The following is a 21596-nucleotide window of genomic DNA, read 5'->3' on the forward strand; positions in this document are numbered from 1 at the left end:
ATAACAAAAAACGAGAGCTGGTAGATCTCTGTTATTCCCAAGTAGAAATGTCCTACCTACTAACCAAATAGAAATGTCCTATATGGACATTTCCAAGTCAAGCACAGGATTTAGATTTCGTTGTTGAATTGCTGTTTTCTGTGCACGTCTTCTTGGCATAGATTGAGAACGATTGCGTTTGTTTTGCTGTTCTAATTCTTCATGCTGTTGCTGGATATGAAACAAGACTGAACCCAAACGTTTATTCTCGACGATCTCTCGCTGGTTGAGCTGACTTAATTTATCAAAGATGCTGTAATTGATCTTTCTACCTTGATGCATGATAGCTACAGTACCATCGGGGTATTCCAGGAACTCAAGATACTTACCGATCAACCTTTGATTTTCTTCGGTCTTTTCCAGGAGATATACGCATTTATCATAAGTAATCGTCAGACTATTCGTGACTCTGCGGGGTTCACGCCAAGTAAAAATATCATCTAACTCTTCGGCTGTTTCCATGATAGGCCGATGTAGATTCTTAGGATTAAAAGCCATCTTGGCGAACTTCTGATTGAACTGCTCAATGAAGCAGGGTAGCCAGGCATTCGCTTGCTCAATCGAACAGATGCCTTCCAGGCGCATCTCCTTGATCAGACGGTCCTGAAGCGTTCTATTGGCCCGTTCTACACGGCCTTTGGCCTGTGGTGAATTAGCGAAGATAATATCGATATTCAGGGTGCTGAGTACGCGCCCAAACTGGGTAATCTTGGTGTCTTTCTTACTGCTTTGATTCACCCTGAAGACTGAATGTTTATCGCTGTAAAATGCCAACGGCTTACCATGCTGCTCAATATACAAACGTGTTGAAATCATATAGTCAAAGGCTGATTCTGATTCACAGAAGCGTAAATGCTGCAATTTTCCTGTGGCATCATCGATAAACACCAGCAGACAGCATTTAGGGGCTCGACCTTCAAACCAGTCATGGTGTGAGCCATCAATTTGAATCAGTTCACCATAACAGTCCCGGTTATAACGAGGCTGATACGGGCGTTTCAGATGCTTGGATCGAGGAATCCATAAATCGGCTGCAATCATCCAAGAACGTAGTGTTTCCACCGAAATGTCGAATCCATGAATGGTAGTGAGCTTTTCATGCGCTAAAGTGGGTCCGAAACCATGCAGTTGATCCGAAACAATATTGAGGCACTTGAGTCTGAGTTCTTCAGGAAGCCTGGAGTTGCTGATTTGACCACGACCGGCATGGGCTAATGCAACTGGGCCTTGAGCTTTGTATTTCTGCAGTAAGCGTCTGATCTGACGCTCTGAAATATGAAGTAACTGAGCAGCCTGGGACTGGGTTATGCGTTGATCACAGATTTCCTGCAAGACCGACAATCGTTTAAGTTCTTTATCCGACATAGACACCAACATATCAAACCGTCCGCTAAGGAAATTGCAAAAATGCATATTCTAAAAGCGGACATTTTTACTTTGGAGAAACCGGACATTTCTATTTTGGAGTTACAGATCTCGTTTCGCATAACAGCCATTATGTTAAATTGTAGTAAGAACTTTAATGCGATAGAGCAGAATGTATATGCAAAATAAGCTTGATAACATTATTCAAGAATTAAAAGAACTATCTGGGAATAGTCGTCTAAACATAGAACTACCTGATGATATTTTCATATCTGCTTATGAACGAAAAATAGGTTTTATTTTTCCAAAAGATTATAAAAAAGTTTTGAAAGAGATTAGCAATATCTTTTATGGAACAATTGAATTAGCGTCTCTTACAGATGAGAAAGAATGCTATCGAGGGCTATCTCAGATATTAAATGATGCTAGGGAGCAAGGTCTGCCAGAAGATTGGCTACCTATTTGTGAAGATAATGGTAGTTATTATTGCCTATCTCCTAATCATAAAATTAGATATTGGACAGCAGATGGATATAGCGATGAGCAGTGGGAAGATTTAGCAGATTGGATCAAGCAAGTTTGGATAGATGGAAATTAAGAATTTCTAAAATTAACATAATACACCTTATACGAAATTAAAAAATGGAGCCTAAAGCTCCATTTTTTAATAACTTTTTTTAAATTGCTAAGCGTAAATTCAGTGCTTTTACAACTTTAATCACAGTATCAAAACTAGGGTTAACATCACCAGAAAGTGCTTTATAAAGACTTTCTCGGCCTAAGCCTGTATCTCGTGATAATTGAGCCATTCCTTTAGCTTTTGCAATGTTACCTAAAGCCTTTGCAATGAATGCGGCATCGCCATTAGATTCTTCAATACATGCTTGTAAGTAAGCCTGCATATCATCCTCTGTTTTAAGATGCTCAGCACTGTCCCATTTGCGAAGTTTAATAGCCATTTATAGCTCCTCCTCTAAATCTTGTGCCAATTGCAGGGCAAGTTTTATATCTTTACTTTGCGTAGACTTATCTCCGCCTGCTAAAAGAATAACAACCCTTTGCCCTTGCTTGCAGTAATAAATCCGGCACTGTTGCAAAGTTAGCGATGAGGCAGCCTTTTGTCTTATTCAAAGGCCTTACATTTCAAAAACTCTGCTTACCAGGCGCATTTCGCCCAGGGGATCACCATAATAAAATGCTGAGGCCTGGCCTTTGCGTAGTGCACGCATCACCTCAATACCTTTGATGGTGGCGTAAGCCGTCTTCATGGATTTAAATCCCAGCGTGGCGCCGATTATCCGTTTCAGTTTGCCATGATCGCATTCAATCACGTTGTTCCGGTACTTAATCTGTCGGTGTTCAACGTCAGACGGGCACCGGCCTTCGCGTTTGAGCAGAGCAAGCGCGCGACCATAGGCGGGCGCTTTATCCGTGTTGATGAATCGCGGGATCTGCCACTTCTTCACGTTGTTGAGGATTTTACCCAGAAACCGGTATGCAGCTTTGCTGTTACGACGGGAGGAGAGATAAAAATCGACAGTGCGGCCCCGGCTGTCGACGGCCCGGTACAGATACGCCCAGCGGCCATTGACCTTCACGTAGGTTTCATCCATGTGCCACGGGCAAAGATCGGAAGGGTTACGCCAGTACCAGCGCAGCCGTTTTTCCATTTCAGGCGCATAACGCTGAACCCAGCGGTAAATCGTGGAGTGATCGACATTCACTCCGCGTTCAGCCAGCATCTCCTGCAGCTCACGGTAACTGATGCCGTATTTGCAGTACCAGCGTACGGCCCACAGAATGATGTCACGCTGAAAATGCCGGCCTTTGAATGGGTTCATGTGCAGCTCCATCAGCAAAAGGGGATGATAAGTTTATCACCACCGACTATTTGCAACAGTGCCGATTTTCCCGACTTCACCCGAGGGCAGTGGCGCACCCGCAAGCCGATCTTTGCGCTGAACGACGCCTATTGATCGACGCGATTTAGGCCAAGCGCACCGCAAAGGCGAAATTGGTAATCTTGTCGGTATCCTTGACGCCCGGCGCGCTTTCGACGCCGCTGGAGGTATCGACCAGCGGCGCTCCGGTGCGCGCAATCGCCTCGGCAACATTCGTCGGATTTAGCCCGCCTGCCAGCCCCCACGGCAAGGCACCGCGATATCCGGCCAGCAGCGACCAGTCGAACGCCAACCCCATGCCGCCGGGCAGCGCGCCTTTGGGGGTCTTGGCGTCGAACAAGATCAAGTCCGCCGCCCCGGCATAGGCTGCGGCGCGTGCGACATCGCTGGCGCTGGCGACGGGCAGCGCCTTCCACACCGGCTTGCCAAACCGCGCGCGCAACTGGGCCACGCGTTCGGGCGATTCCGAACCGTGCAGCTGCAGCGCGTTCAGCTTGGCTGCCACCAGTGCGTCGGCGATGACAGCATCATCCGCATCGACGAACAAACCGACCATGGCGATCTGGCCAGCTGCGCGCGATGTCAAAGCGCCCGCGACATTCGACGTAACCGCACGGGGCGACGCTGGATAGAACACCAACCCGGCATAGTCCGCCCGCGCCGCGATGGTCGCATCGAGCGCCTCGGGTGTGCTGATCCCGCAAATCTTGATTTTCGCGGGCATGCGGTCAGTCGGGGTTCTGGATCAGCCGCACCAGCGTGCAGTCGGGATCGATCAGGTAGCCGATCCTCAGGCCGCTCGCCTCCAGTTGCGGAGCTTTGAAGCGCGGCCAGCCGGTGCTTTTTTCCTCGGCTCCCGCCGCGTTCACCAATGCCACCATGGCATCGAGATCATCCAACCGCAGGCAACAGCCGAACGAGCTCGTAGCTGGGTCGAGGTCAGGATAGGGGAAGAATTCGAGCTGCAAACCGCCGCGCTGCAGGATCATCCAGCCGCGATCCTTCCAACTCGTCGCAAAGCCCAGCTTCGCATAAAACGCCTCTGTCACATCGAAATCGCGCGATGGCAGATTGGGGGTGACGTGGTCAGCCATGGCTCAGCGCAGCTTGTCGGCCATGCGGGCCGTATGAGTGATTGCGGCGCGGCTATCGGGGGCGGAATGGCTCATCACGATCATGCTGGCCTTGGGGAACGCCGCACCAAACGCGCGCGCTGACGCGGCGTAGTGCTCAGTGTCGGCATCACCGAGATTGCCGAGCGACTTGGCCTTGCTGTCCTTGATCAGGCAGCCACCAAAAGCGATGTCGGTGCCGTCGATCCCAACGGTGATATTGTCACTGGTGTGGCCGGGGCCGGGGTAAAATACCTTGAGCGGGCCAAAGTTGGGCGCGGTTGCTGGTTCGACCCAGCCATTGGCGGCGAAAGTCAGGCTGTGTTGCGCCGCAACCATCCCCTCTTGCGGGGCAAGCTGGTTCGACAACGCATTGGCATAAGTCGCAATCCCCGCCGCATGCAGCGCGTCCATACCGCCCATCTTGTCCTGATGCGCGTGAGTCACCACCGCCAGCGCGACCGGCAGGTTGATCTCCTGCTTGATCCAGTTGAGGATCTGGGCGGTCTGGTCATCGGTCCAGGCGGTATCGACCACCAGCACGCGGCCGCCATCCCTGACGATCAAACCGTTGGAAGCGACTGCCCCGAAACCCGGCATGTCGAGATAGGAAGTGTGCTGCCAGACATTCGGTGCGAGCTGGCGGAAAACCAGATCGCCAAACCGTTGGTCGCCAGTTTCCATTTGCTGGCCAATCGTCGGGCGGATTTCACCGGGCATGCACCCGCTCAGCATCAATGCAGCGGCTAATGCGGTGCTCAGCTTCGCGACCGGGTGCATAATATTGGGCAATTCCATCAAGTTTTCCTTTTATTCAGCATTAAAAACCCCGCAAATGCGAGGCCTAGTAAATAGATGATCTTAATTTGGTTCACTGTAGCAAAAATATGGGGCGAATTCAAACATGAGGTGCGACAGTTTCAAAAGCCATATGATAATCAACAAGCTGAGCAAATTTCTCTAATGGTGTAAGCCAATCTAACGCCTTTCTAGGACGAGTATTCAGTGACATGGCAACTTGATTTAAATAATGCTGATCTGCCTGATTTAAATCAATCCCTTTAGGTAAATATTGCCTAATTAAACCATTCATATTTTCGCATGTGCCTTTTTGCCAGGGTGAATGTGGGTCACAGAAATATACATCTATGCCTAAATCTTCTTCGAGTATTTTATGTTCTGACATCTCACGTCCACGGTCATAGGTCAACGTTTTACGCAGTTCTGCAGGTAAATATTTCAGAGCTTCAGTTAAAGCCTTGCGCACTGATTCTGCCTTTGCATCAGGTAATGTTGCCAAGATACAGAGCCGTGTATTTCGTTCAATAAGTGTTGCTATCGAACTTTTATTGTCTTTACCTTTAATTAAATCAGCTTCCCAATGACCCGGTATTTTTCTTTCTTGAACTTCGGCTGGGCGCTCATGAATAGTTTTAATATCCTGTAATATAGAATCTTTTTTAGGTTCACCGTTAGCTTTTCGCTTTTTATTTTCATGACGTAGACAGGATAATAAGTCTTTTTTCAACTCACCCTTTGGTAATGCTCGTATCGTTGAATAAATCGTTGTATGGCTTACATTCATTGTTTGATCCAAATCAGGAAATGTCTTTAAACGCTTTGCTATTTGCTGAGGAGACCATAAACAACGGATCGCTTCAACAATAAATTTCCAGAGGATTGAATCGATTTTGAGTTTTCTGTGACCACGTCTACGTCTAGCGAAGGTGTTATCAGAAGCATATCGAGCTTGATAAACGTCATTGATGCTATTTCTTTTAAGCTCACGATAGATCGTACTAGGATGTCTTTTAATGAGTTCAGCAAATTTTCTGGCTGAAAAGCCTTCTTTTCTTGACTCAAGCATTAATGCAGTACGATCTTCAAAGTTAAGATGATGGTATGACAATTTTATATACTCCATAAACCCTTTAAATTAATTAGGTGGTTTATGTCGCACTTCAAGTTTTACTCTGCCAACTTTAAATCAGTGGCTCCACTAACACTCTTCACTTATTTATTTAAAATTTAGCGACGTTAAAAGACAATTAAGTATTTTTAGATAATGCTTAGAATCAATTCAATTCATCAAGTTTTAAAAAATAATTCCTTTTGTCAGGTCTATCATTTTTTAAATGCTTTAAAAATATTTTAGCAGTTTCCTCCGAGGCATCCTCTCTTAGGCAACGTTCAACAAAGGATATATCTACAAATTCATCAGCTAACCCAGCACGGCCAAGATCTAAAAAGTAAATTTCATTGAATTTATCTATAAAAATATTACTATCCGTGATATCGCCATGAGAAAAAACCAATCTTTCTTCAACACGAGTCTCAGTTAACTCATTCCATAGACTTAGGTAAGTTCTATGGTCTCCCCATAATTCAGCGTCAAAATCATCTTGATCTATATCGTCAAGGAGTTGGTTATCAATAAAAAATTTTGACTCTTTTAACCGATGATCAATGTTTGAAATAAATGGACAATCAATAATAGCAACTGAATTTAACAGATTGAGTGCCTCCTTATAGATAGCAAGCAATTCTTGGTCTGTTAAAAAAAGCGCTGAAATTGGTTTTGCATTGATCGCTTTAGTGATCATTAATTCAAACTGCTCATCCTGAAAAGTCATGATGAGTTCAGGCACCTTTAATTTCTCAGAGAGCCAACTCAACATTTTCGCTTCGCGAGAGACACTGTATGTGGTCTCTGTATATAAAGTGCTAGATCGCTTAAGAAAAAAAGTTTCATTATTTCGATTAAAAGAATAAACATCCGATGGCGACTGACCAATTTTATTTGGCTCTAAAACGCTGTTTCCAATAAATTGTTGAATAATATTGGGCAATTCCATCAAGTTTTCCTTTTATTCAGCATTAAAAACCCCGCAAATGCGAGAGAGGTGGTCCCACTTGTTTGAACAACTAAAAGCGTATTTATAAGTGATATTCCGCTCTAGTTAAGCCACCTTGTTTTGTTGGGGTAGCTGATCATAGTAAAACTCATTTGGTGTCATTTTGTCTAGACTCGAATGAGGTCGTTTCAAATTATAAAACTCAAAATATGCACTTAATTGCTTTTTCGCATCTGTGACACTGCTATAAGCTTTGAGATACACCTCTTCATATTTAACGCTCCGCCATAATCGTTCAACCATCACATTATCTACCCATCGACCTTTACCATCCATACTGATTTGAATGCCATTTGATTTCAATACATCAATAAATGCATCACTGGTAAACTGGCTGCCTTGGTCTGTATTAAATATTTCAGGTCGACCATATTTTTCAATCGCTTCATTTAAAGCCGAAATACAAAAATCCACCTCCATACTAATCGATACCCTATGCGCAAGTACCTTGCGGCTATGCCAATCAATCACAGCACATAAATAAACAAAGCCTTTTGCCATAGGGATATACGTTATATCCGTAGACCACACTTGATTACTGCGCTGAATAGCCAACCCTTTGAGCAGATATGGATATTTACGGTGAGCTTGATTAGCCTGGCTTAAATTTGGTTTGCAATATAACGCCTGAATACCCATTTTCTTCATTAAAGTACGTGTATGACGTCGTCCTATATGATGTCCTTGACGATTCAACAAATCACGCATCATACGACTGCCTGCAAAAGGATATTGCATATGTAATTCATCAATACATCGCATCAGCTTCAGATCTGATGCACTCACAGGTTTTGGGCGATAGTAATAACAACCACGGGAGACTTTCAGCAGCTTAGCTTGCTTAGATACTGAAATCTGAAGTGAGTCGTCGATTAACTTTTGTGGTTGAAGCGGCCCAGTTTCTTCAACACACCTTCTAAAAAATCAATTTCTAATGCCTGCTCACCGATTTTTGCATGTAGTTTTTTTAGATCGATGGGTGGTTCTGTTGGAGCTTTTGATTGATCGAAAGCTTGCGAGGAAGCTGAGATCAATTGATTTTTCCAGTCAATAATTTGGTTTTGATGAACATCAAACTCAGCACTCAATTCAGCAAGTGTTTTTTCTGCTTTAATCGCAGCAAGTGCTACCTTAGCTTTAAAATCATTTGAATGATTTCTTCTTGGTCTACGTGCCATAAAATACTCCATATATTGATGTTTATAACATCATTTGAGGAGCAGAATATCACTTATAGGAGTTGTTCAAATTTACGGATCCATCTCTGAGGCAGGTTGGACATTTGATTGCTAGAGTTATTTGCATTTCTCTATTTTATCAAAATCCAATCGGCTTTTTCTTCAGCATACTTTTTGAAACACTACCAAAAATAGATTAACCTCAAACTTCTAATTCTTATAAATAATGAAAAACACCCAACTTATCTAGCACATCTAAAGACAATTGTTTACGTAGAGCAATATCATCACCAGCTTTCATTTGCATATTTAAAGCAAATGCCACCACTTGCCCATCTGCCTTTTCAACAAAACCCACATACCAACCCACTTGCGGGTCTACAGCCATTCCCCAGCCACTTTTAGCATATAGACGATTCTCCCCTCTGCGCTCTACATACAACATCTCTTTCACTTGTTGCTGAACTTCAGGTTTAAAAGGCAATTGCCCTTGGGCTAAATCATACACAAACTTTACTTCTTGTATAGGTGTAATTGTCAAAGGCCCTTTCAACCAAAATTGATCAACTTCCGTGCCTATTTGCATATTGCCATAACCAATACGTTGCAATTCACTTTGCATTAAGCTTGGACCAATACGACGTGCCAATTCTTGATATACAGGCACTGTAGATGCTTGCATGGCTTCGCCCAAAGTAAAATCTTTGTCCCATGCTTTAAAAAAACGTGGCTTTCCATCCCACTTAAATATTTCTGTAGATGTTGCTTTATGATTTTCTAAACCAATTAGTGCATTGGCAATTTTAAATGTAGATGCAGGAATATAAGCTGTTTTTGCTCGGTCTAAATGCGTGCCATATTTTTTAATATTTTGACCATCATATGTGACAAACACAGCATCAGCTGAGATTTCATTAAAAAGCGCTTGAACATTCTGATCGATGATTGAGTTATTCACTTGTGGAATTGTACTTGTTTTTGCTCGACTCATACTATGCTCAGCACAAGCCCCAATACTTATGCTTAAGCAAACTAAACTCAATATTTTTAATAATTTCATGATATACAACTTTAAAATTTGGTAGTGTTTCAAAAAGTATGCTGAAGAAAAAGCCGATTGGATTTTGATAAAATAGAGAAATGCAAATAACTCTAGCAATCAAATGTCCAACCTGCCTCAGTGATAGTATAAAGAAAAATGGTATCAAAGTAGATGGGAAACAAAACTATCAGTGCAAAGACTGTAAACGTCAGTTTATTGGTGATCATGCACTGAGCTATCTAGGATGTAAGTCAGGTATTACTCGTAAAATATTACAGTTGATGGTCAGAGGCAGCGGTATACGAGATATTGCTGAAGTTGAGCGCATCAGTATCGGTAAAGTTTTACGTACTTTAACTGAATCAACCTATGAAATTCAGCCTCAGCAAAGTCATTATGAATCTCTCGAAGTAGATGAGTTCTGGAATTTTGTTGGAAATAAAAAGAATAAACAATGGCTTATTTTTGTTCAAAAGTCATATTTTACCTCGGAGAAACCGGACATTTTTATTGGTGAGAATATAGACACTTTAAATGGGTTCTAACACTCTCCCTGTTATTCCAAAGTAGAAATGTCCTATCTTAAAACCAAATAGAAATGTCCTATACAGACATTTCCAAGTCAAGCACAGGATTCAGATTTCGTTGTTGAATTGCTGTTTTCTGTGCACGTCTTTTTGGCATAGATTGAGAACGATTGCGTTTGTTTTGCTGTTCTAATTCTTCGTGCTGTTGTTGAATATGATTGAGAACAGCACCTAAACGTTTATTCTCAACAACCTCTCGCTGGTTGAGCTGACTTAATTTATCGAAGATGCTGTAATTGATTTTTCTTCCTTGATGTTCAATGGCTACCGTGCCATCCGGGTATTCCAGAAACTCAAGATACTTGCCGATCAACCTTTTATTTTCTTCGGTATTTTCCAGTAAATATACGCATTTATCATAAGTAATCGTCAGGCTGTTCGTGACTCTGCGGGGTTCACGCCAGGTAAAAACATCATCTAATTCTTCGGCTGTTTCAGTGACAGTCCGGTGTAGATCCTTGGGATTAAATACCATATTGGCAAATTTACGATTAAATTGCTCGATAAAGCAGGGCAGCCAGGCATTCGCTTGCTCAATCGAATAGATGCCTTCCAGGCGCATTTCTTTAATCAGACGGTCCTGAAGCGTTCTATTCGCCCGTTCTACACTACTTTTGGCTTGTGGTGAATTGGCGAAGATGATATCGATATTGAGGGTACTGAGTACGCGTCCAAACTGGGTAATCTTGGTGTCTTTCTTGCTGCTTTGATTCACCCTGAAGACTGAATGTTTATCACTGTAAAACGCCAACGGCTTACCATGCTGCTCAACATACAAGCGTGTTGAAATCATATAATCAAAGGCTGATTCTGATTCACAGAAGCGTAAATGCTGCAATTTTCCTGTAGCATCATCGATAAACACCAGCAGACAGCATTTAGCAGCGCGTCCTTCAAACCAGTCATGATATGAGCCATCAATTTGGATCAGTTCACCAAAGCAATCCCGGTTGTAACGAGGCTGATACGGGCGTTTCAGGCGCTTGGATCGAGGAATCCACAGATCGGCTGCAATCATCCAGGAACGCAGTGTTTCCACTGAAATATCGAATCCATGAACAGTGGTGAGCTTTTCATGCGCTAAAGTGGGTCCGAAACCATGCAGTTGATCCGAAACAATATTGAGGCACTTGAGTCTGAGTTCTTCAGGAAGTTTGGAATTGCTGATTTGGCCACGACCGGCATGGGCTAATGCAGCTGGACCTTGAGCTTTGTATTTCTGCAGTAAGCGTCTGATCTGACGTTCTGAAATATGAAGTAGCTGAGCAGCCTGGGATTGAGTTATGCGTTGATCGCAGATTTCCTGCAAGACCGACAATCGTTTAAGTTCTTTATCCGACATAGACACCAACATATCAAACCGTCCGCTAACGAAATTGCAAAAGTGCATATTCTAAAAGCGGACATTTTTACTTTGGAGAAACCGGACATTTCTACTTGGGGCTTACACTCGAACTGCGCATAAGAGATTTTATGTTAAATAGGTTCGATTAAGCAGATCGTCTTCTAATTTTGAACATTGCTCATCATCAATGACTCCGGTAATACTTTGTAGCCACAACCCATCTGCTGCTAAACGAAGTAACTCTAAATCAGGATGACTATCCGTTTCTGCATGTTGAGATAATCTATTTTTTAGCCATTCCATCCAAATTTTATTAAAGGTAGGCTCTGTGATCATAGTCATTGATAACGCTGACCAAGCAGAAACCACCCCATCTATTTGATGGATAAAAGAACTATGAATATAAGCTCGTGTGAATTTACCATATTCTGTTGGATCGCGTTTAATCAAGTATTCAACTGTTTGATCTAAATCAAGAATTATTTGATTGAACATTTCTTCTATCAAATTTTTTTATTCGGGAAATGGTGAAATACCCCCCCTTTTGTTATACCTACTGCTGTAGCAATATTTTGAATAGAAACACCAGAAATACCCTTTTGAGAAACAAGAATAGTTGCCTGTTCAAGGATGCGCTTTCGAATAACCTCTGGTTGCTTCTTTTGTTGCCGAATTTCTTTCACTTAATGACCTGCTGATTGCGAAAATAAATTAATAATTATTACGCCAGATACGATAAAACCAATTCCAATTAAAGCAGGATTATCTAGTGTCTGTTTAAAAACAAAGTAGCCAACTACAGCAGTTAGAACAATCCCAACACCAGCCCATATAGCGTATGCGATACCTAAAGGGATTGTTTTAATAACTTGTGATAATAAATAAAATGCCGTGCTAAAAAAAATAAGGACCATCACGCTTGGAAAAAGTTTTGTAAACCCTTCCGATTTAACTAAAAAACTACTTCCAATCACTTCGGAAACTATTGCAAATCCAAGTAATACATAAGCGAGTAACACACTGTTCATAAGTAATCATACCTAACATACCAATCGGAAGGTATGTTAAATTTTCAAAAAAATTATCAATAATTATTTTAGATTTTCTAAAATTAACATAATACACCTTATACGTAATGTGTTATAATTCCACTTAGAAATCAATGCTGTAGTTTCTAGTTGATAGCCCACCTTCCCCAAGGTGGGCTTTTTTTGTGATTTTTCACGTTCCACGCTTAAAATTCGAACAGTGTTTCATGATTTTTATAAGTTAAACTAAATTTAGTTGCTAATCCCAATAAGCTATTCACTAACTTGTAAATATCGGTATACCGCCTGACGACTAATCCCAAAAGCTTTCCCTAATGCCATTTTCGATGAATACTTCCCCTCCTTCCATGCTTGTCGTAAAGCTTCAGCTTGGTCAGGCTTTAGTTTATGCACCCGACCTTTGTACTTCCCCTGAGCAGAGGCGAGTTTTATTCCTTCCTTTTGCCGCTCTAAAATGATCTCACGTTCGAACTGTGCAAAAGCACCCATCATTTGAAGCATCAAATTATCCATCGGGGTGGATTCGGCTGTAAAAGTAATATTTTCTTTTACAAACTGGATGGCGATCCCTCGTTTGACCAGTTTATCTACTTCAGTGACCAAATCTTTTAGGCTTCGCGCAAAACGATCCATTGAATGTACAATCACCCTGTCCCCTTCCCGGACATAGTTCAACATTTCCTGAAATTTAGGTCGGTCAGTATTTTTACCTGAAGCACGGTCAACAAAAATCCGGTCGACCTCAATTCCTTCAAGTTGACGTCCAGTGTTTTGCTCGACAGAACTTACCCGGACATACCCTACTTTTTTACTATTTCACTTTTTCACGCCCCAATTGGATAAAAATGAACAATTTCGTAAATTATAATTCTTTAACACTAAAGTTACATGTTACTTATGATTAAAAACCATTTAAATGATACATAATTTCATGAACTTTCAGATTGTAACTTTAGGGTATACTCTAAATTAACATAATGATTATAGTTTTTTTATTGAATAAGTTGACAAAAATAACTAATCATGCGAAAAAGTTTTTTTAGTTAACAGATGTTCACACATGCCTCGAATTGTTTCTGTACCACTTAGTTTAGAACAGCGAGAACGACTCATTTTTCTTACCAAGCATGCAAAACATTGGCGTGAAAGACAACGTGCCCAAACTATTCTCTGGCTTTCTGAAGGTAAAAGTGTTGCGGAAGTTGCCACTCTACAAGAACGTATCCCAGAAACCATAAGGCTACAACGCCGACGTTGGGAATTGTATGAGTTTGAATCGATTAAAGAAGGTCATCGCTCAGGTCTACCAATACATTGATCTCAGACTATCAGGCGAAAATCCTAGATTGGGTCAATACAAGTCCACTCAATGCAGAACAAATCCGAGTCAAACTACATGAAGAATACGAAGTGTCCGTGTCTGTTGAAACCATTCGTAAGTTTTTACGTGATTCAGGTATGGTCTTCAAGCGTACCCGTCATAGCTTGAAAAAAAAGAGATCCGATTGCATTTGAACAAGCAACACAGCAGATTGAAAAATTACGAGAGCAAGCGGCACGTGGTGAAATTATATTAGGTTATGTTGATGAAACGGCACTGTTGCAAATAGTCGGTGGTGATAAACTTATCATCCCCTTTTGCTGATGGAGCTGCACATGAACCCATTCAAAGGCCGGCATTTTCAGCGTGACATCATTCTGTGGGCCGTACGCTGGTACTGCAAATACGGCATCAGTTACCGTGAGCTGCAGGAGATGCTGGCTGAACGCGGAGTGAATGTCGATCACTCCACGATTTACCGCTGGGTTCAGCGTTATGCGCCTGAAATGGAAAAACGGCTGCGCTGGTACTGGCGTAACCCTTCCGATCTTTGCCCGTGGCACATGGATGAAACCTACGTGAAGGTCAATGACCGCTGGGCGTATCTGTACCTGGTACCGTCGACAGCCGTACTGCACTGTCGATTTTTATCTCTCCTCCCGTCGTAACAGCAAAGCTGCATACCGGTTTCTGGGTAAAATCCTCAACAACGTGAAGAAGTGGCAGATCCCGCGATTCATCAACACGGATAAAGCGCCCGCCTATGGTCGCGCGCTTGCTCTGCTCAAACGCGAAGTACTGGTGCCCGTCTGACGTTGAACACCGACAGATTAAGTACCGGAACAACGTGATTGAATGCGATCATGGCAAACTGAAACGGATAATCAACGCCACGCTGGGATTTAAATCCATGAAGACGGCTTACGCCACCATCAAAGGTATTGAGGTGATGCGTGCACTACGCAAAGGCCAGGCCTCAGCATTTTATTATGGTGATCCCCTGGGCGAAATGCGCCTGGTAAGCAGAGTTTTTGAAATGTAAGGCCTTTGAATAAGACAAAAGGCTGCCTCATCGCTAACTTTGCAACAGTGCCGCTTGGCGCACCCCTGCGTTCGCGCGGCATGGCGGCAAGCCTCGATCAGCGCGGAGCTGACACCCCGGCCCGCATGTGTCCGTCGCACCGCGAGCTTGTGCAGATATGCGGCCTCCCCCTTGAGGGCGTCGGGCCAGAACTCGGGATCCTCGGCCGACAAGGTGCAACAGCCGACGATGCCGTCGCTGCAACTCGCGACTAGGAGCTCGGATCTCAGGACGAAGGTCTCCGCGAATGTCCGGTCGATCCGCGCGACGTCCCAGGCGGGCGTTCCCTTGGCGGACATCCACGCCGCAGCGTCGTGCATCAGCCGCACAACCTCGTCGATATCACCCGAGCAGGCGACCCGAACGTTCGGAGGCTCCTCGCTGTCCATTCGCTCCCCTGGCGCGGTATGAACCGCCGCCTCATAGTGCAGTTTGATCCTGACGAGCCCAGCATGTCTGCGCCCACCTTCGCGGAACCTGACCAGGGTCCGCTAGCGGGCGGCCGGAAGGTGAATGCTAGGCATGATCTAACCCTCGGTCTCTGGCGTCGCGACTGCGAAATTTCGCGAGGGTTTCCGAGAAGGTGATTGCGCTTCGCAGATCTCCAGGCGCGTGGGTGCGGACGTAGTCAGCGCCATTGCCGATCGCGTGAAGTTCCGCCGCAAGGCTCGCTGGACCCAGATCCTTTACAGGAAGGCCAACGGTGGCGCCCAAGAAGGATTTCCGCGACACCGAGACCAATAGCGGAAGCCCCAACGCCGACTTCAGCTTTTGAAGGTTCGACAGCACGTGCAGCGATGTTTCCGGTGCGGGGCTCAAGAAAAATCCCATCCCCGGATCGAGGATGAGCCGGTCGGCAGCGACCCCGCTCCGTCGCAAGGCGGAAACCCGCGCCTCGAAGAACCGCACAATCTCGTCGAGCGCGTCTTCGGGTCGAAGGTGACCGGTGCGGGTGGCGATGCCATCCCGCTGCGCTGAGTGCATAACCACCAGCCTGCAGTCCGCCTCAGCAATATCGGGATAGAGCGCAGGGTCAGGAAATCCTTGGATATCGTTCAGGTAGCCCACGCCGCGCTTGAGCGCATAGCGCTGGGTTTCCGGTTGGAAGCTGTCGATTGAAACACGGTGCATCTGATCGGACAGGGCGTCTAAGAGCGGCGCAATACGTCTGATCTCATCGGCCGGCGATACAGGCCTCGCGTCCGGATGGCTGGCGGCCGGTCCGACATCCACGACGTCTGATCCGACTCGCAGCATTTCGATCGCCGCGGTGACAGCGCCGGCGGGGTCTAGCCGCCGGCTCTCATCGAAGAAGGAGTCCTCGGTGAGATTCAGAATGCCGAACACCGTCACCATGGCGTCGGCCTCCGCAGCGACTTCCACGATGGGGATCGGGCGAGCAAAAAGGCAGCAATTATGAGCCCCATACCTACAAAGCCCCACGCATCAAGCTTTTGCCCATGAAGCAACCAGGCAATGGCTGTAATTATGACGACGCCGAGTCCCGACCAGACTGCATAAGCAACACCGACAGGGATGGATTTCAGAACCAGAGAAAGAAAATAAAATGCGATGCCATAACCGATTATGACAACGGCGGAAGGGGCAAGCTTAGTAAAGCCCTCGCTAGATTTTAATGCGGATGTTGCGATTACTTCGCCAACTATTGCGATAACAAGAAAAAGCCAGCCTTTCATGATATATCTCCCAATTTGTGTAGGGCTTATTATGCACGCTTAAAAATAATAAAAGCAGACTTGACCTGATAGTTTGGCTGTGAGCAATTATGTGCTTAGTGCATCTAACGTTTGACATGAGGGGCGGCCAAGGGCGCCAGCCCTTGGACGTCCCCCTCGATGGAAGGGTTAGGCATCACTGCGTGTTCGCTCGAATGCCTGGCGTGTTTGAACCATGTACACGGCTGGACCATCTGGGGTGGTTACGGTACCTTGCCTCTCAAACCCCGCTTTCTCGTAGCATCGGATCGCTCGCAAGTTGCTCGGCGACGGGTCCGTTTGGATCTTGGTGACCTCGGGATCATTGAACAGCAACTCAACCAGAGCTCGAACCAGCTTGGTTCCCAAGCCTTTGCCCAGTTGTGATGCATTCGCCAGTGACTGGTCTATTCCGCGTACTCCTGGATCGGTTTCTTCTTCCCACCATCCGTCCCCGCTTCCAAGAGCAACGTACGACTGGGCATACCCAATCGGCTCTCCATTCAGCATTGCAATGTATGGAGTGACGGACTCTTGCGCTAAAACGCTTGGCAAGTACTGTTCCTGTACGTCAGCAAGTGTCGGGCGTGCTTCTTCTCCGCCCCACCACTCGACGATATGAGATCGATTTAGCCACTCATAGAGCATCGCAAGGTCATGCTCAGTCATGAGGCGCAGTGTGACGGAATCGTTGCTGTTGGTCACGATGCTGTACTTTGTGATGCCTAACGCCGCCATAAACGGCGACAGGGTGGCGCGCCTATTGCGCATAAAATGGCGAAGCCATGCGCAACAGGCGCGGAATCTCTGGCGTCCGGTTTGATGGCTTTGTTATGCAAAGGACTAGTCTTCAATGACGTGTAAACCACGGCGCTTTAAGTCCTCCAACGAATCCAACATTCCCCTTATTAATTCAACAGGATGCCCCTCCCAGTCTTCAACAACGCCAACAATTCTCAAGGGTTCGCAGGTTCTATAGGACTGTGTTGGATTACCGGGAAATCTTTTGTTCGTAAGATTCGGATCGTCTTCGAACGGTCCTGTTGGCTCAACTATGTATATGTAGCCGCGACCCTCGAGGCCAGACAGTGACATAGCAAGTTCAGCTCCCCAAACTGCTGGCTCCATCAAGGCTGAAAAGTAGATGTGCTTAAGAATACGACCGTCCTCGAAATGAGAGATGAACCCTGTGGTTAGCAAGTCACCAATCGCCAAATTGGCTTTGGTTCCATGATAGAACGGTCCTTGCACCTGCTTGTAATTATCATGAGAGATGGGAATCCAATCTTTTACCATTTTAAGACCCTTAATTGTTGGGATTTGGCTGCATAACTTTGTTTTAGGGCGACTGCCCTGCTGCGTAACATCGTTGCTGCTCCATAACATCAAACATCGACCCACGGCGTAACGCGCTTGCTGCTTGGATGCCCGAGGCATAGACTGTACAAAAAAACAGTCATAACAAGCCATGAAAACCGCCACTGCGCCGTTACCACCGCTGCGTTCGGTCAAGGTTCTGGACCAGTTGCGTGAGCGCATACGCTACTTGCATTACAGCTTACCAACCGAACAGGCTTATGTCCACTGGGTTCGTGCCTTCATCCGTTTCCACGGTGTGCGTCACCCGGCAACCTTGGGCAGCAGCGAAGTCGAGGCATTTCTGTCCTGGCTGGCGAACGAGCGCAAGGTTTCGGTCTCCACGCATCGTCAGGCATTGGCGGCCTTGCTGTTCTTCTACGGCAAGGTGCTGTGCACGGATCTGCCCTGGCTTCAGGAGATCGGAAGACCTCGGCCGTCGCGGCGCTTGCCGGTGGTGCTGACCCCGGATGAAGTGGTTCGCATCCTCGGTTTTCTGGAAGGCGAGCATCGTTTGTTCGCCCAGCTTCTGTATGGAACGGGCATGCGGATCAGTGAGGGTTTGCAACTGCGGGTCAAGGATCTGGATTTCGATCACGGCACGATCATCGTGCGGGAGGGCAAGGGCTCCAAGGATCGGGCCTTGATGTTACCCGAGAGCTTGGCACCCAGCCTGCGCGAGCAGCTGTCGCGTGCACGGGCATGGTGGCTGAAGGACCAGGCCGAGGGCCGCAGCGGCGTTGCGCTTCCCGACGCCCTTGAGCGGAAGTATCCGCGCGCCGGGCATTCCTGGCCGTGGTTCTGGGTTTTTGCGCAGCACACGCATTCGACCGATCCACGGAGCGGTGTCGTGCGTCGCCATCACATGTATGACCAGACCTTTCAGCGCGCCTTCAAACGTGCCGTAGAAGGCACTGTTGCAAAGTTAGCGATGAGGCAGCCTTTTGTCTTATTCAAAGGCCTTACATTTCAAAAACTCTGCTTACCAGGCGCATTTCGCCCAGGGGATCACCATAATAAAATGCTGAGGCTTTACTTTGCGTAGTGCACGCATCACCTCAATACCTTTGATGGTGGCGTAAGCCGTCTTCATGGATTTAAATCCCAGCGTGGCGCCGATTATCCGTTTCAGTTTGCCATGATCGCATTCAATCACGTTGTTCCGGTACTTAATCTGTCGGTGTTCAACGTCAGACGGGCACCACTTCTTCGCGTTTGAGCAGAGCAAGCGCGCGACCATAGGCGGGCGCTTTATCCGTGTTGATGAATCGCGGGATCTGCCACTTCTTCACGTTGTTGAGGATTTTACCCAGAAACCGGTATGCAGCTTTGCTGTTACGACGGGAGGAGAGATAAAAATCGACAGTGCAGTACCGGCTGTCGACGCTACCGGTACAGATACGCCCAGCTACCATTGACCTTCACGTAGGTTTCATCCATGTGCCACGGGCAAAGATCGGAAGGGTTACGCCAGTACCAGCGCAGCCGTTTTTCCATTTCAGGCGCATAACGCTGAACCCAGCGGTAAATCGTGGAGTGATCGACATTCACTCCGCGTTCAGCCAGCATCTCCTGCAGCTCACGGTAACTGATGCCGTATTTGCAGTACCAGCGTACGGCCCACAGAATGATGTCACGCTGAAAATGCCGGCCTTTGAATGGGTTCATGTGCAGCTCCATCAGCAAAAGGGGATGATAAGTTTATCACCACCGACTATTTGCAACAGTGCCGTCCAGGTATTGAGCCTGGGAGATATAGGCCTCTCTCATCACTGTTTCCATAAACTCAAGCAGCAACAGGTTGCGTTCCAATGCGCCACAAAAAGCCACCTGGGTCGCCAGCTCATCATCCCCATCACGTAGTGCTTTCCAGAAATCAGGCTCCAAGCGCTCCAGACGCTTACGAATAGCGGTGGCATTGCGTTGAGCTGAAGCAGGCGTTCTTTTTTGCAGAATATTGTCCACCTGAATCGCCTGATGCCATTGTTCTGGAGTCGCCTCACGCAATAACAGATCCGCGATTAACCGACTTTCACGCACCATCAGTGAACCACCAATCAGGTCACTGTCATAATGAAATTGTTCTAACATGGCCAATCTCCTATGAGGCCTGATCAAACAGATAAGACGACAGTTTTTCGATATCTGAACGTTGTAGTACCAAGGGATATTTCAAGGCATCATCTGCTTCAGCCAGCGTGATCGCAGCCTGATATCGCTGCAAGGTATAGTGAGCCAGGGCTTTTTTGACCGGAATCTGTAATCTGCCATCAGGCATGCCGAAGTCTTTTTCGACCAGCGCTTTTTGAGCTTCATTCAATTTTGGATTAGGGATCAGCGTCAGTACAATTTCTTCATGCCATTGCTGATCCTGAGCAGGGTCTACTGACTCAATCGCCACCACAACAGGTGTGCGATCAATTCTGGAGAGTAAAAAGTCCTTAAACTGCTTGCTCTGATGGCAATAGGCACGGACATGCCAGCGAAAACCGGTATACACCAGGGTGTGTGGGGAAATGATGCGTTCATGCCACTGCGGATTCTGCATCGAGGCATAAATCATTTTTAAAGTGTTTTGGTTTCGGCAGGCACGCAAAACTTCCCGAATCACTTCAGGACGTACACTGCGATCAGGTAATTGAACTGCTGCAAGATTCGGTTCTGGCATCGCAATCAGGGCATGCGATTCACTGACCAAGCCCGAGAGCATATTGAGATATTCATTGATATGCGCTGTAGTCAGTACAGGCTGGAAGCTGGCTTTAGGCACATAACCCTTGACGGAGGGGTCATGAATCAAGGCATCGGGGTTATACAGCGTATTATAGCGCTTGATATCCGCAGAAGCCTGCTGTCGACTAAGTCCAAACCAGCTCATCAAACGATTGGTAACCAAACGACCTTCCCAGTATGCAAGGAGTTCAATGGCTCTCATTCTGAGAAGGACTTCATGCTTATCTGTCGTCATATACCAATCAGTCAATAAATAGTAGTTTTAAGATTACCCTACAGCAAATATACAGTAAAGATTTTTGACGGTATTTAAAGGTAGTATTGCAATCACCAGATAAAAAATATACTAGTATCCTGATGATAGCCGTCAAAGTACGATCTCTAGCAGATCATGGATCCTGGTATAGCGCGTGAATTGAGCTAAGTTTTAGAATGAGAGCAATATGGGTTTTAGATTTCGTAAAAGTATTAAATTATTCCCGGGTTTTAAAATTAATCTGACCCATAAAGGCATCAGCAGTGCCAGCATTGGCAAACCCGGTGCTTCTTTAAATATTGGTAAAAAAGGCACCCGAACCAGCGTGGGCATTCCCGGAACAGGACTTTCTTATTCCAAGCATCATCCTCATACAAACAGGCCGAATACTCCACAGAACGCCTCTGAGCAACCACCGCCATTGAATAACCCAGGTATGCAGACATCCAGATCAACTGTCTGGCTCTGGATCGCTTTTGGGGTGTTGTGTTTTATTGTTGGAGCAATCGTCTTTTAGAGGCTTTACAATGATGTTTGATTTTTATCATGGAATCATTTGAAGTGTCAGCAGTAGGCCTGAAGAAACACCAAAATTGATGCT

22 protein-coding genes and 8 pseudogenes are annotated in these 21596 nt (G+C 45.8%); 6 read left to right on the forward strand and 24 right to left on the reverse strand.

The features are described 5' to 3' along the window. Positions 1-78: 78 nt before the first annotated feature. Entirely contained in the window at positions 79-1404 is a 1326-nt protein-coding gene (locus tag K1T76_RS14575) for an ISNCY family transposase (protein WP_171431704.1), read from the reverse strand. A gap of 178 nt (positions 1405-1582) precedes the next feature. On the opposite strand from K1T76_RS14575, the gene K1T76_RS14580 reads away from it, so the two are divergent. Further along, positions 1583-2002: an SMI1/KNR4 family protein gene (locus tag K1T76_RS14580; protein ID WP_001180106.1), complete on the forward strand. Its 420-nt coding sequence runs from the start codon at positions 1583-1585 to the stop codon at positions 2000-2002. Between the two features lie 79 nt (positions 2003-2081). On the opposite strand, the gene K1T76_RS14585 is transcribed toward K1T76_RS14580, so the two are convergent. The 10 genes and pseudogenes from K1T76_RS14585 to K1T76_RS14630 form a co-directional block, all read right to left on the reverse strand. Continuing rightward, positions 2082-2363: an addiction module antidote protein gene (locus K1T76_RS14585; RefSeq protein WP_000985609.1), complete on the reverse strand. Its 282-nt coding sequence runs from the start codon at positions 2361-2363 to the stop codon at positions 2082-2084. After that, positions 2364-2489, reverse strand: a pseudogene (locus tag K1T76_RS14590) (type II toxin-antitoxin system RelE/ParE family toxin); the annotation flags it as partial. Positions 2490-2540: 51 nt separating this feature from the next. Continuing rightward, positions 2541-3245, reverse strand: a complete 705-nt coding sequence (locus K1T76_RS14595; RefSeq protein ID WP_001067855.1) for an IS6-like element IS26 family transposase — start codon at positions 3243-3245, stop codon at positions 2541-2543. A gap of 145 nt (positions 3246-3390) precedes the next feature. Continuing rightward, complete coding sequence (locus K1T76_RS14600; RefSeq protein ID WP_004201168.1) at positions 3391-4029, reverse strand: phosphoribosylanthranilate isomerase; 639 nt, start codon at positions 4027-4029, stop codon at positions 3391-3393. A gap of 4 nt (positions 4030-4033) precedes the next feature. Continuing rightward, positions 4034-4399: a bleomycin binding protein Ble-MBL gene (gene ble / locus K1T76_RS14605; protein WP_004201167.1), complete on the reverse strand. Its 366-nt coding sequence runs from the start codon at positions 4397-4399 to the stop codon at positions 4034-4036. A 3-nt stretch (positions 4400-4402) separates the two neighbouring features. Then, complete coding sequence (locus tag K1T76_RS14610) at positions 4403-5215, reverse strand: subclass B1 metallo-beta-lactamase NDM-1 (protein WP_004201164.1); 813 nt, start codon at positions 5213-5215, stop codon at positions 4403-4405. A 100-nt stretch (positions 5216-5315) separates the two neighbouring features. Next, positions 5316-6341: an IS30-like element ISAba125 family transposase gene (locus tag K1T76_RS14615; RefSeq protein ID WP_004994718.1), complete on the reverse strand. Its 1026-nt coding sequence runs from the start codon at positions 6339-6341 to the stop codon at positions 5316-5318. A gap of 151 nt (positions 6342-6492) precedes the next feature. After that, positions 6493-7272, reverse strand: a complete 780-nt coding sequence (locus K1T76_RS14620) for an APH(3')-VI family aminoglycoside O-phosphotransferase (protein WP_014386410.1) — start codon at positions 7270-7272, stop codon at positions 6493-6495. Positions 7273-7377: 105 nt separating this feature from the next. Continuing rightward, positions 7378-8510, reverse strand: a protein-coding gene (locus K1T76_RS14625; protein ID WP_223155595.1) for an IS3-like element ISAba14 family transposase whose coding sequence is annotated in 2 segments (ribosomal slippage) — positions 7378-8258 and positions 8258-8510 — 1134 coding nt in all. Because the reading frame shifts where the segments join, the coding sequence is not laid out codon by codon here. A gap of 217 nt (positions 8511-8727) precedes the next feature. Further along, positions 8728-9570 (reverse strand): carbapenem-hydrolyzing class D beta-lactamase OXA-58, encoded by an 843-nt coding sequence (locus tag K1T76_RS14630; RefSeq protein WP_002002480.1) that lies wholly within the window; start codon positions 9568-9570, stop codon positions 8728-8730. Between the two features lie 80 nt (positions 9571-9650). On the opposite strand from K1T76_RS14630, the pseudogene K1T76_RS14635 reads away from it, so the two are divergent. After that, positions 9651-10019, forward strand: a pseudogene (locus K1T76_RS14635) (IS1-like element ISAba3 family transposase); the annotation flags it as partial. A gap of 136 nt (positions 10020-10155) precedes the next feature. On the opposite strand, the gene K1T76_RS14640 reads toward K1T76_RS14635, so the two are convergent. The 5 genes and pseudogenes from K1T76_RS14640 to K1T76_RS14660 all read right to left on the reverse strand — a co-directional run. Then, entirely contained in the window at positions 10156-11481 is a 1326-nt protein-coding gene (locus K1T76_RS14640; protein WP_230245729.1) for an ISNCY family transposase, read from the reverse strand. A gap of 129 nt (positions 11482-11610) precedes the next feature. Beyond that, entirely contained in the window at positions 11611-11979 is a 369-nt protein-coding gene (locus K1T76_RS14645; RefSeq protein WP_227556674.1) for a hypothetical protein, read from the reverse strand. Between the two features lie 8 nt (positions 11980-11987). Next, the gene (locus tag K1T76_RS15075; protein ID WP_230245730.1) at positions 11988-12167 is read right to left on the reverse strand and encodes a TetR/AcrR family transcriptional regulator; all 180 of its coding nucleotides are present in this window, start codon (positions 12165-12167) and stop codon (positions 11988-11990) included. Continuing rightward, entirely contained in the window at positions 12168-12512 is a 345-nt protein-coding gene (locus K1T76_RS14655) for an SMR family transporter (RefSeq protein ID WP_042086420.1), read from the reverse strand. It lies immediately after the preceding gene. A gap of 273 nt (positions 12513-12785) precedes the next feature. Beyond that, a pseudogene (locus K1T76_RS14660) lies at positions 12786-13343 on the reverse strand (recombinase family protein); the annotation flags it as partial. Positions 13344-13593: 250 nt separating this feature from the next. Between K1T76_RS14660 and K1T76_RS14665 the strand changes: the two are divergent. Then, positions 13594-14048 (forward strand): annotated as a pseudogene (locus tag K1T76_RS14665) (helix-turn-helix domain-containing protein). A 141-nt stretch (positions 14049-14189) separates the two neighbouring features. After that, positions 14190-14896 (forward strand): annotated as a pseudogene (locus K1T76_RS14675) (IS6 family transposase). On the opposite strand, the gene K1T76_RS14680 reads toward K1T76_RS14675, so the two are convergent. The 5 genes from K1T76_RS14680 to K1T76_RS14700 form a co-directional block, all read right to left on the reverse strand. After that, positions 14842-15324, reverse strand: a complete 483-nt coding sequence (locus K1T76_RS14680; RefSeq protein ID WP_079377981.1) for a GNAT family N-acetyltransferase — start codon at positions 15322-15324, stop codon at positions 14842-14844. The pseudogene K1T76_RS14675 and the gene K1T76_RS14680 overlap by 55 nt on opposite strands. Before the next feature lie 127 nt (positions 15325-15451). Continuing rightward, positions 15452-16291, reverse strand: coding sequence for a sulfonamide-resistant dihydropteroate synthase Sul1 (gene sul1 / locus K1T76_RS14685; protein ID WP_000259031.1), 840 nt, complete (start codon positions 16289-16291; stop codon positions 15452-15454). Continuing rightward, positions 16285-16632: a quaternary ammonium compound efflux SMR transporter QacE delta 1 gene (locus tag K1T76_RS14690; protein ID WP_000679427.1), complete on the reverse strand. Its 348-nt coding sequence runs from the start codon at positions 16630-16632 to the stop codon at positions 16285-16287. The genes sul1 and K1T76_RS14690 overlap by 7 nt, the downstream gene beginning before the upstream one ends. Before the next feature lie 168 nt (positions 16633-16800). Beyond that, positions 16801-17388: an AAC(6')-Ib family aminoglycoside 6'-N-acetyltransferase gene (gene aac(6')-Ib / locus K1T76_RS14695; RefSeq protein ID WP_033917551.1), complete on the reverse strand. Its 588-nt coding sequence runs from the start codon at positions 17386-17388 to the stop codon at positions 16801-16803. A 105-nt stretch (positions 17389-17493) separates the two neighbouring features. After that, positions 17494-17946 carry an NAD(+)--rifampin ADP-ribosyltransferase Arr-3 gene (locus tag K1T76_RS14700; RefSeq protein WP_001749986.1) on the reverse strand — a complete coding sequence of 151 codons (453 nt, stop codon included), beginning with the start codon at positions 17944-17946 and terminating at the stop codon, positions 17494-17496. A 172-nt stretch (positions 17947-18118) separates the two neighbouring features. On the opposite strand from K1T76_RS14700, the pseudogene intI1 reads away from it, so the two are divergent. Continuing rightward, positions 18119-18916 (forward strand): annotated as a pseudogene (gene intI1, locus K1T76_RS14705) (class 1 integron integrase IntI1); the annotation flags it as partial. Positions 18917-18968: 52 nt separating this feature from the next. On the opposite strand, the pseudogene K1T76_RS14710 reads toward intI1, so the two are convergent. From K1T76_RS14710 to K1T76_RS14720, 3 genes and pseudogenes are all read right to left on the reverse strand, one after another. After that, positions 18969-19674: pseudogene (locus tag K1T76_RS14710) on the reverse strand (IS6 family transposase). A gap of 54 nt (positions 19675-19728) precedes the next feature. Beyond that, positions 19729-20097: pseudogene (locus tag K1T76_RS14715) on the reverse strand (BrxA family protein); the annotation flags it as partial. Between the two features lie 10 nt (positions 20098-20107). Further along, positions 20108-20974, reverse strand: a complete 867-nt coding sequence (locus K1T76_RS14720; RefSeq protein ID WP_230245731.1) for a WYL domain-containing protein — start codon at positions 20972-20974, stop codon at positions 20108-20110. A gap of 208 nt (positions 20975-21182) precedes the next feature. Here K1T76_RS14720 and K1T76_RS14725 point away from each other — a divergent pair, with 208 nt between their 5' ends. Continuing rightward, positions 21183-21512 (forward strand): DUF4236 domain-containing protein, encoded by a 330-nt coding sequence (locus tag K1T76_RS14725; protein WP_031974808.1) that lies wholly within the window; start codon positions 21183-21185, stop codon positions 21510-21512. Positions 21513-21596 lie beyond the last annotated feature (84 nt).

It is taken from the genome of Acinetobacter sp. PW68, assembly GCF_020982655.1.
GTDB lineage: Bacteria > Pseudomonadota > Gammaproteobacteria > Pseudomonadales > Moraxellaceae > Acinetobacter > Acinetobacter towneri_A.

Excerpts from the sequence above, each read along its gene's own strand:
- K1T76_RS14645 (WP_227556674.1), bottom strand. The coding sequence starts at position 11,979 with ATGTTCAATCAAATAATTCTTGATTTAGATCAAACAGTTGAATACTTG.
- K1T76_RS14580 (WP_001180106.1), top strand. The coding sequence starts at position 1,583 with ATGCAAAATAAGCTTGATAACATTATTCAAGAATTAAAAGAACTATCT.
- K1T76_RS14630 (WP_002002480.1), bottom strand. The coding sequence starts at position 9,570 with ATGAAATTATTAAAAATATTGAGTTTAGTTTGCTTAAGCATAAGTATT.
- K1T76_RS14610 (WP_004201164.1), bottom strand. The coding sequence starts at position 5,215 with ATGGAATTGCCCAATATTATGCACCCGGTCGCGAAGCTGAGCACCGCA.
- ble (WP_004201167.1), bottom strand. The coding sequence starts at position 4,399 with ATGGCTGACCACGTCACCCCCAATCTGCCATCGCGCGATTTCGATGTG.
- K1T76_RS14700 (WP_001749986.1), bottom strand. The coding sequence starts at position 17,946 with ATGGTAAAAGATTGGATTCCCATCTCTCATGATAATTACAAGCAGGTG.
- K1T76_RS14720 (WP_230245731.1), bottom strand. The coding sequence starts at position 20,974 with ATGACGACAGATAAGCATGAAGTCCTTCTCAGAATGAGAGCCATTGAA.
- K1T76_RS14680 (WP_079377981.1), bottom strand. The coding sequence starts at position 15,324 with ATGGACAGCGAGGAGCCTCCGAACGTTCGGGTCGCCTGCTCGGGTGAT.
- K1T76_RS14655 (WP_042086420.1), bottom strand. The coding sequence starts at position 12,512 with ATGAACAGTGTGTTACTCGCTTATGTATTACTTGGATTTGCAATAGTT.
- K1T76_RS14595 (WP_001067855.1), bottom strand. The coding sequence starts at position 3,245 with ATGAACCCATTCAAAGGCCGGCATTTTCAGCGTGACATCATTCTGTGG.
- K1T76_RS14620 (WP_014386410.1), bottom strand. The coding sequence starts at position 7,272 with ATGGAATTGCCCAATATTATTCAACAATTTATTGGAAACAGCGTTTTA.
- K1T76_RS14725 (WP_031974808.1), top strand. The coding sequence starts at position 21,183 with ATGGGTTTTAGATTTCGTAAAAGTATTAAATTATTCCCGGGTTTTAAA.
- K1T76_RS14600 (WP_004201168.1), bottom strand. The coding sequence starts at position 4,029 with ATGCCCGCGAAAATCAAGATTTGCGGGATCAGCACACCCGAGGCGCTC.
- K1T76_RS14575 (WP_171431704.1), bottom strand. The coding sequence starts at position 1,404 with ATGTCGGATAAAGAACTTAAACGATTGTCGGTCTTGCAGGAAATCTGT.
- sul1 (WP_000259031.1), bottom strand. The coding sequence starts at position 16,291 with ATGGTGACGGTGTTCGGCATTCTGAATCTCACCGAGGACTCCTTCTTC.
- K1T76_RS14690 (WP_000679427.1), bottom strand. The coding sequence starts at position 16,632 with ATGAAAGGCTGGCTTTTTCTTGTTATCGCAATAGTTGGCGAAGTAATC.
- K1T76_RS14585 (WP_000985609.1), bottom strand. The coding sequence starts at position 2,363 with ATGGCTATTAAACTTCGCAAATGGGACAGTGCTGAGCATCTTAAAACA.
- K1T76_RS14615 (WP_004994718.1), bottom strand. The coding sequence starts at position 6,341 with ATGGAGTATATAAAATTGTCATACCATCATCTTAACTTTGAAGATCGT.
- K1T76_RS14640 (WP_230245729.1), bottom strand. The coding sequence starts at position 11,481 with ATGTCGGATAAAGAACTTAAACGATTGTCGGTCTTGCAGGAAATCTGC.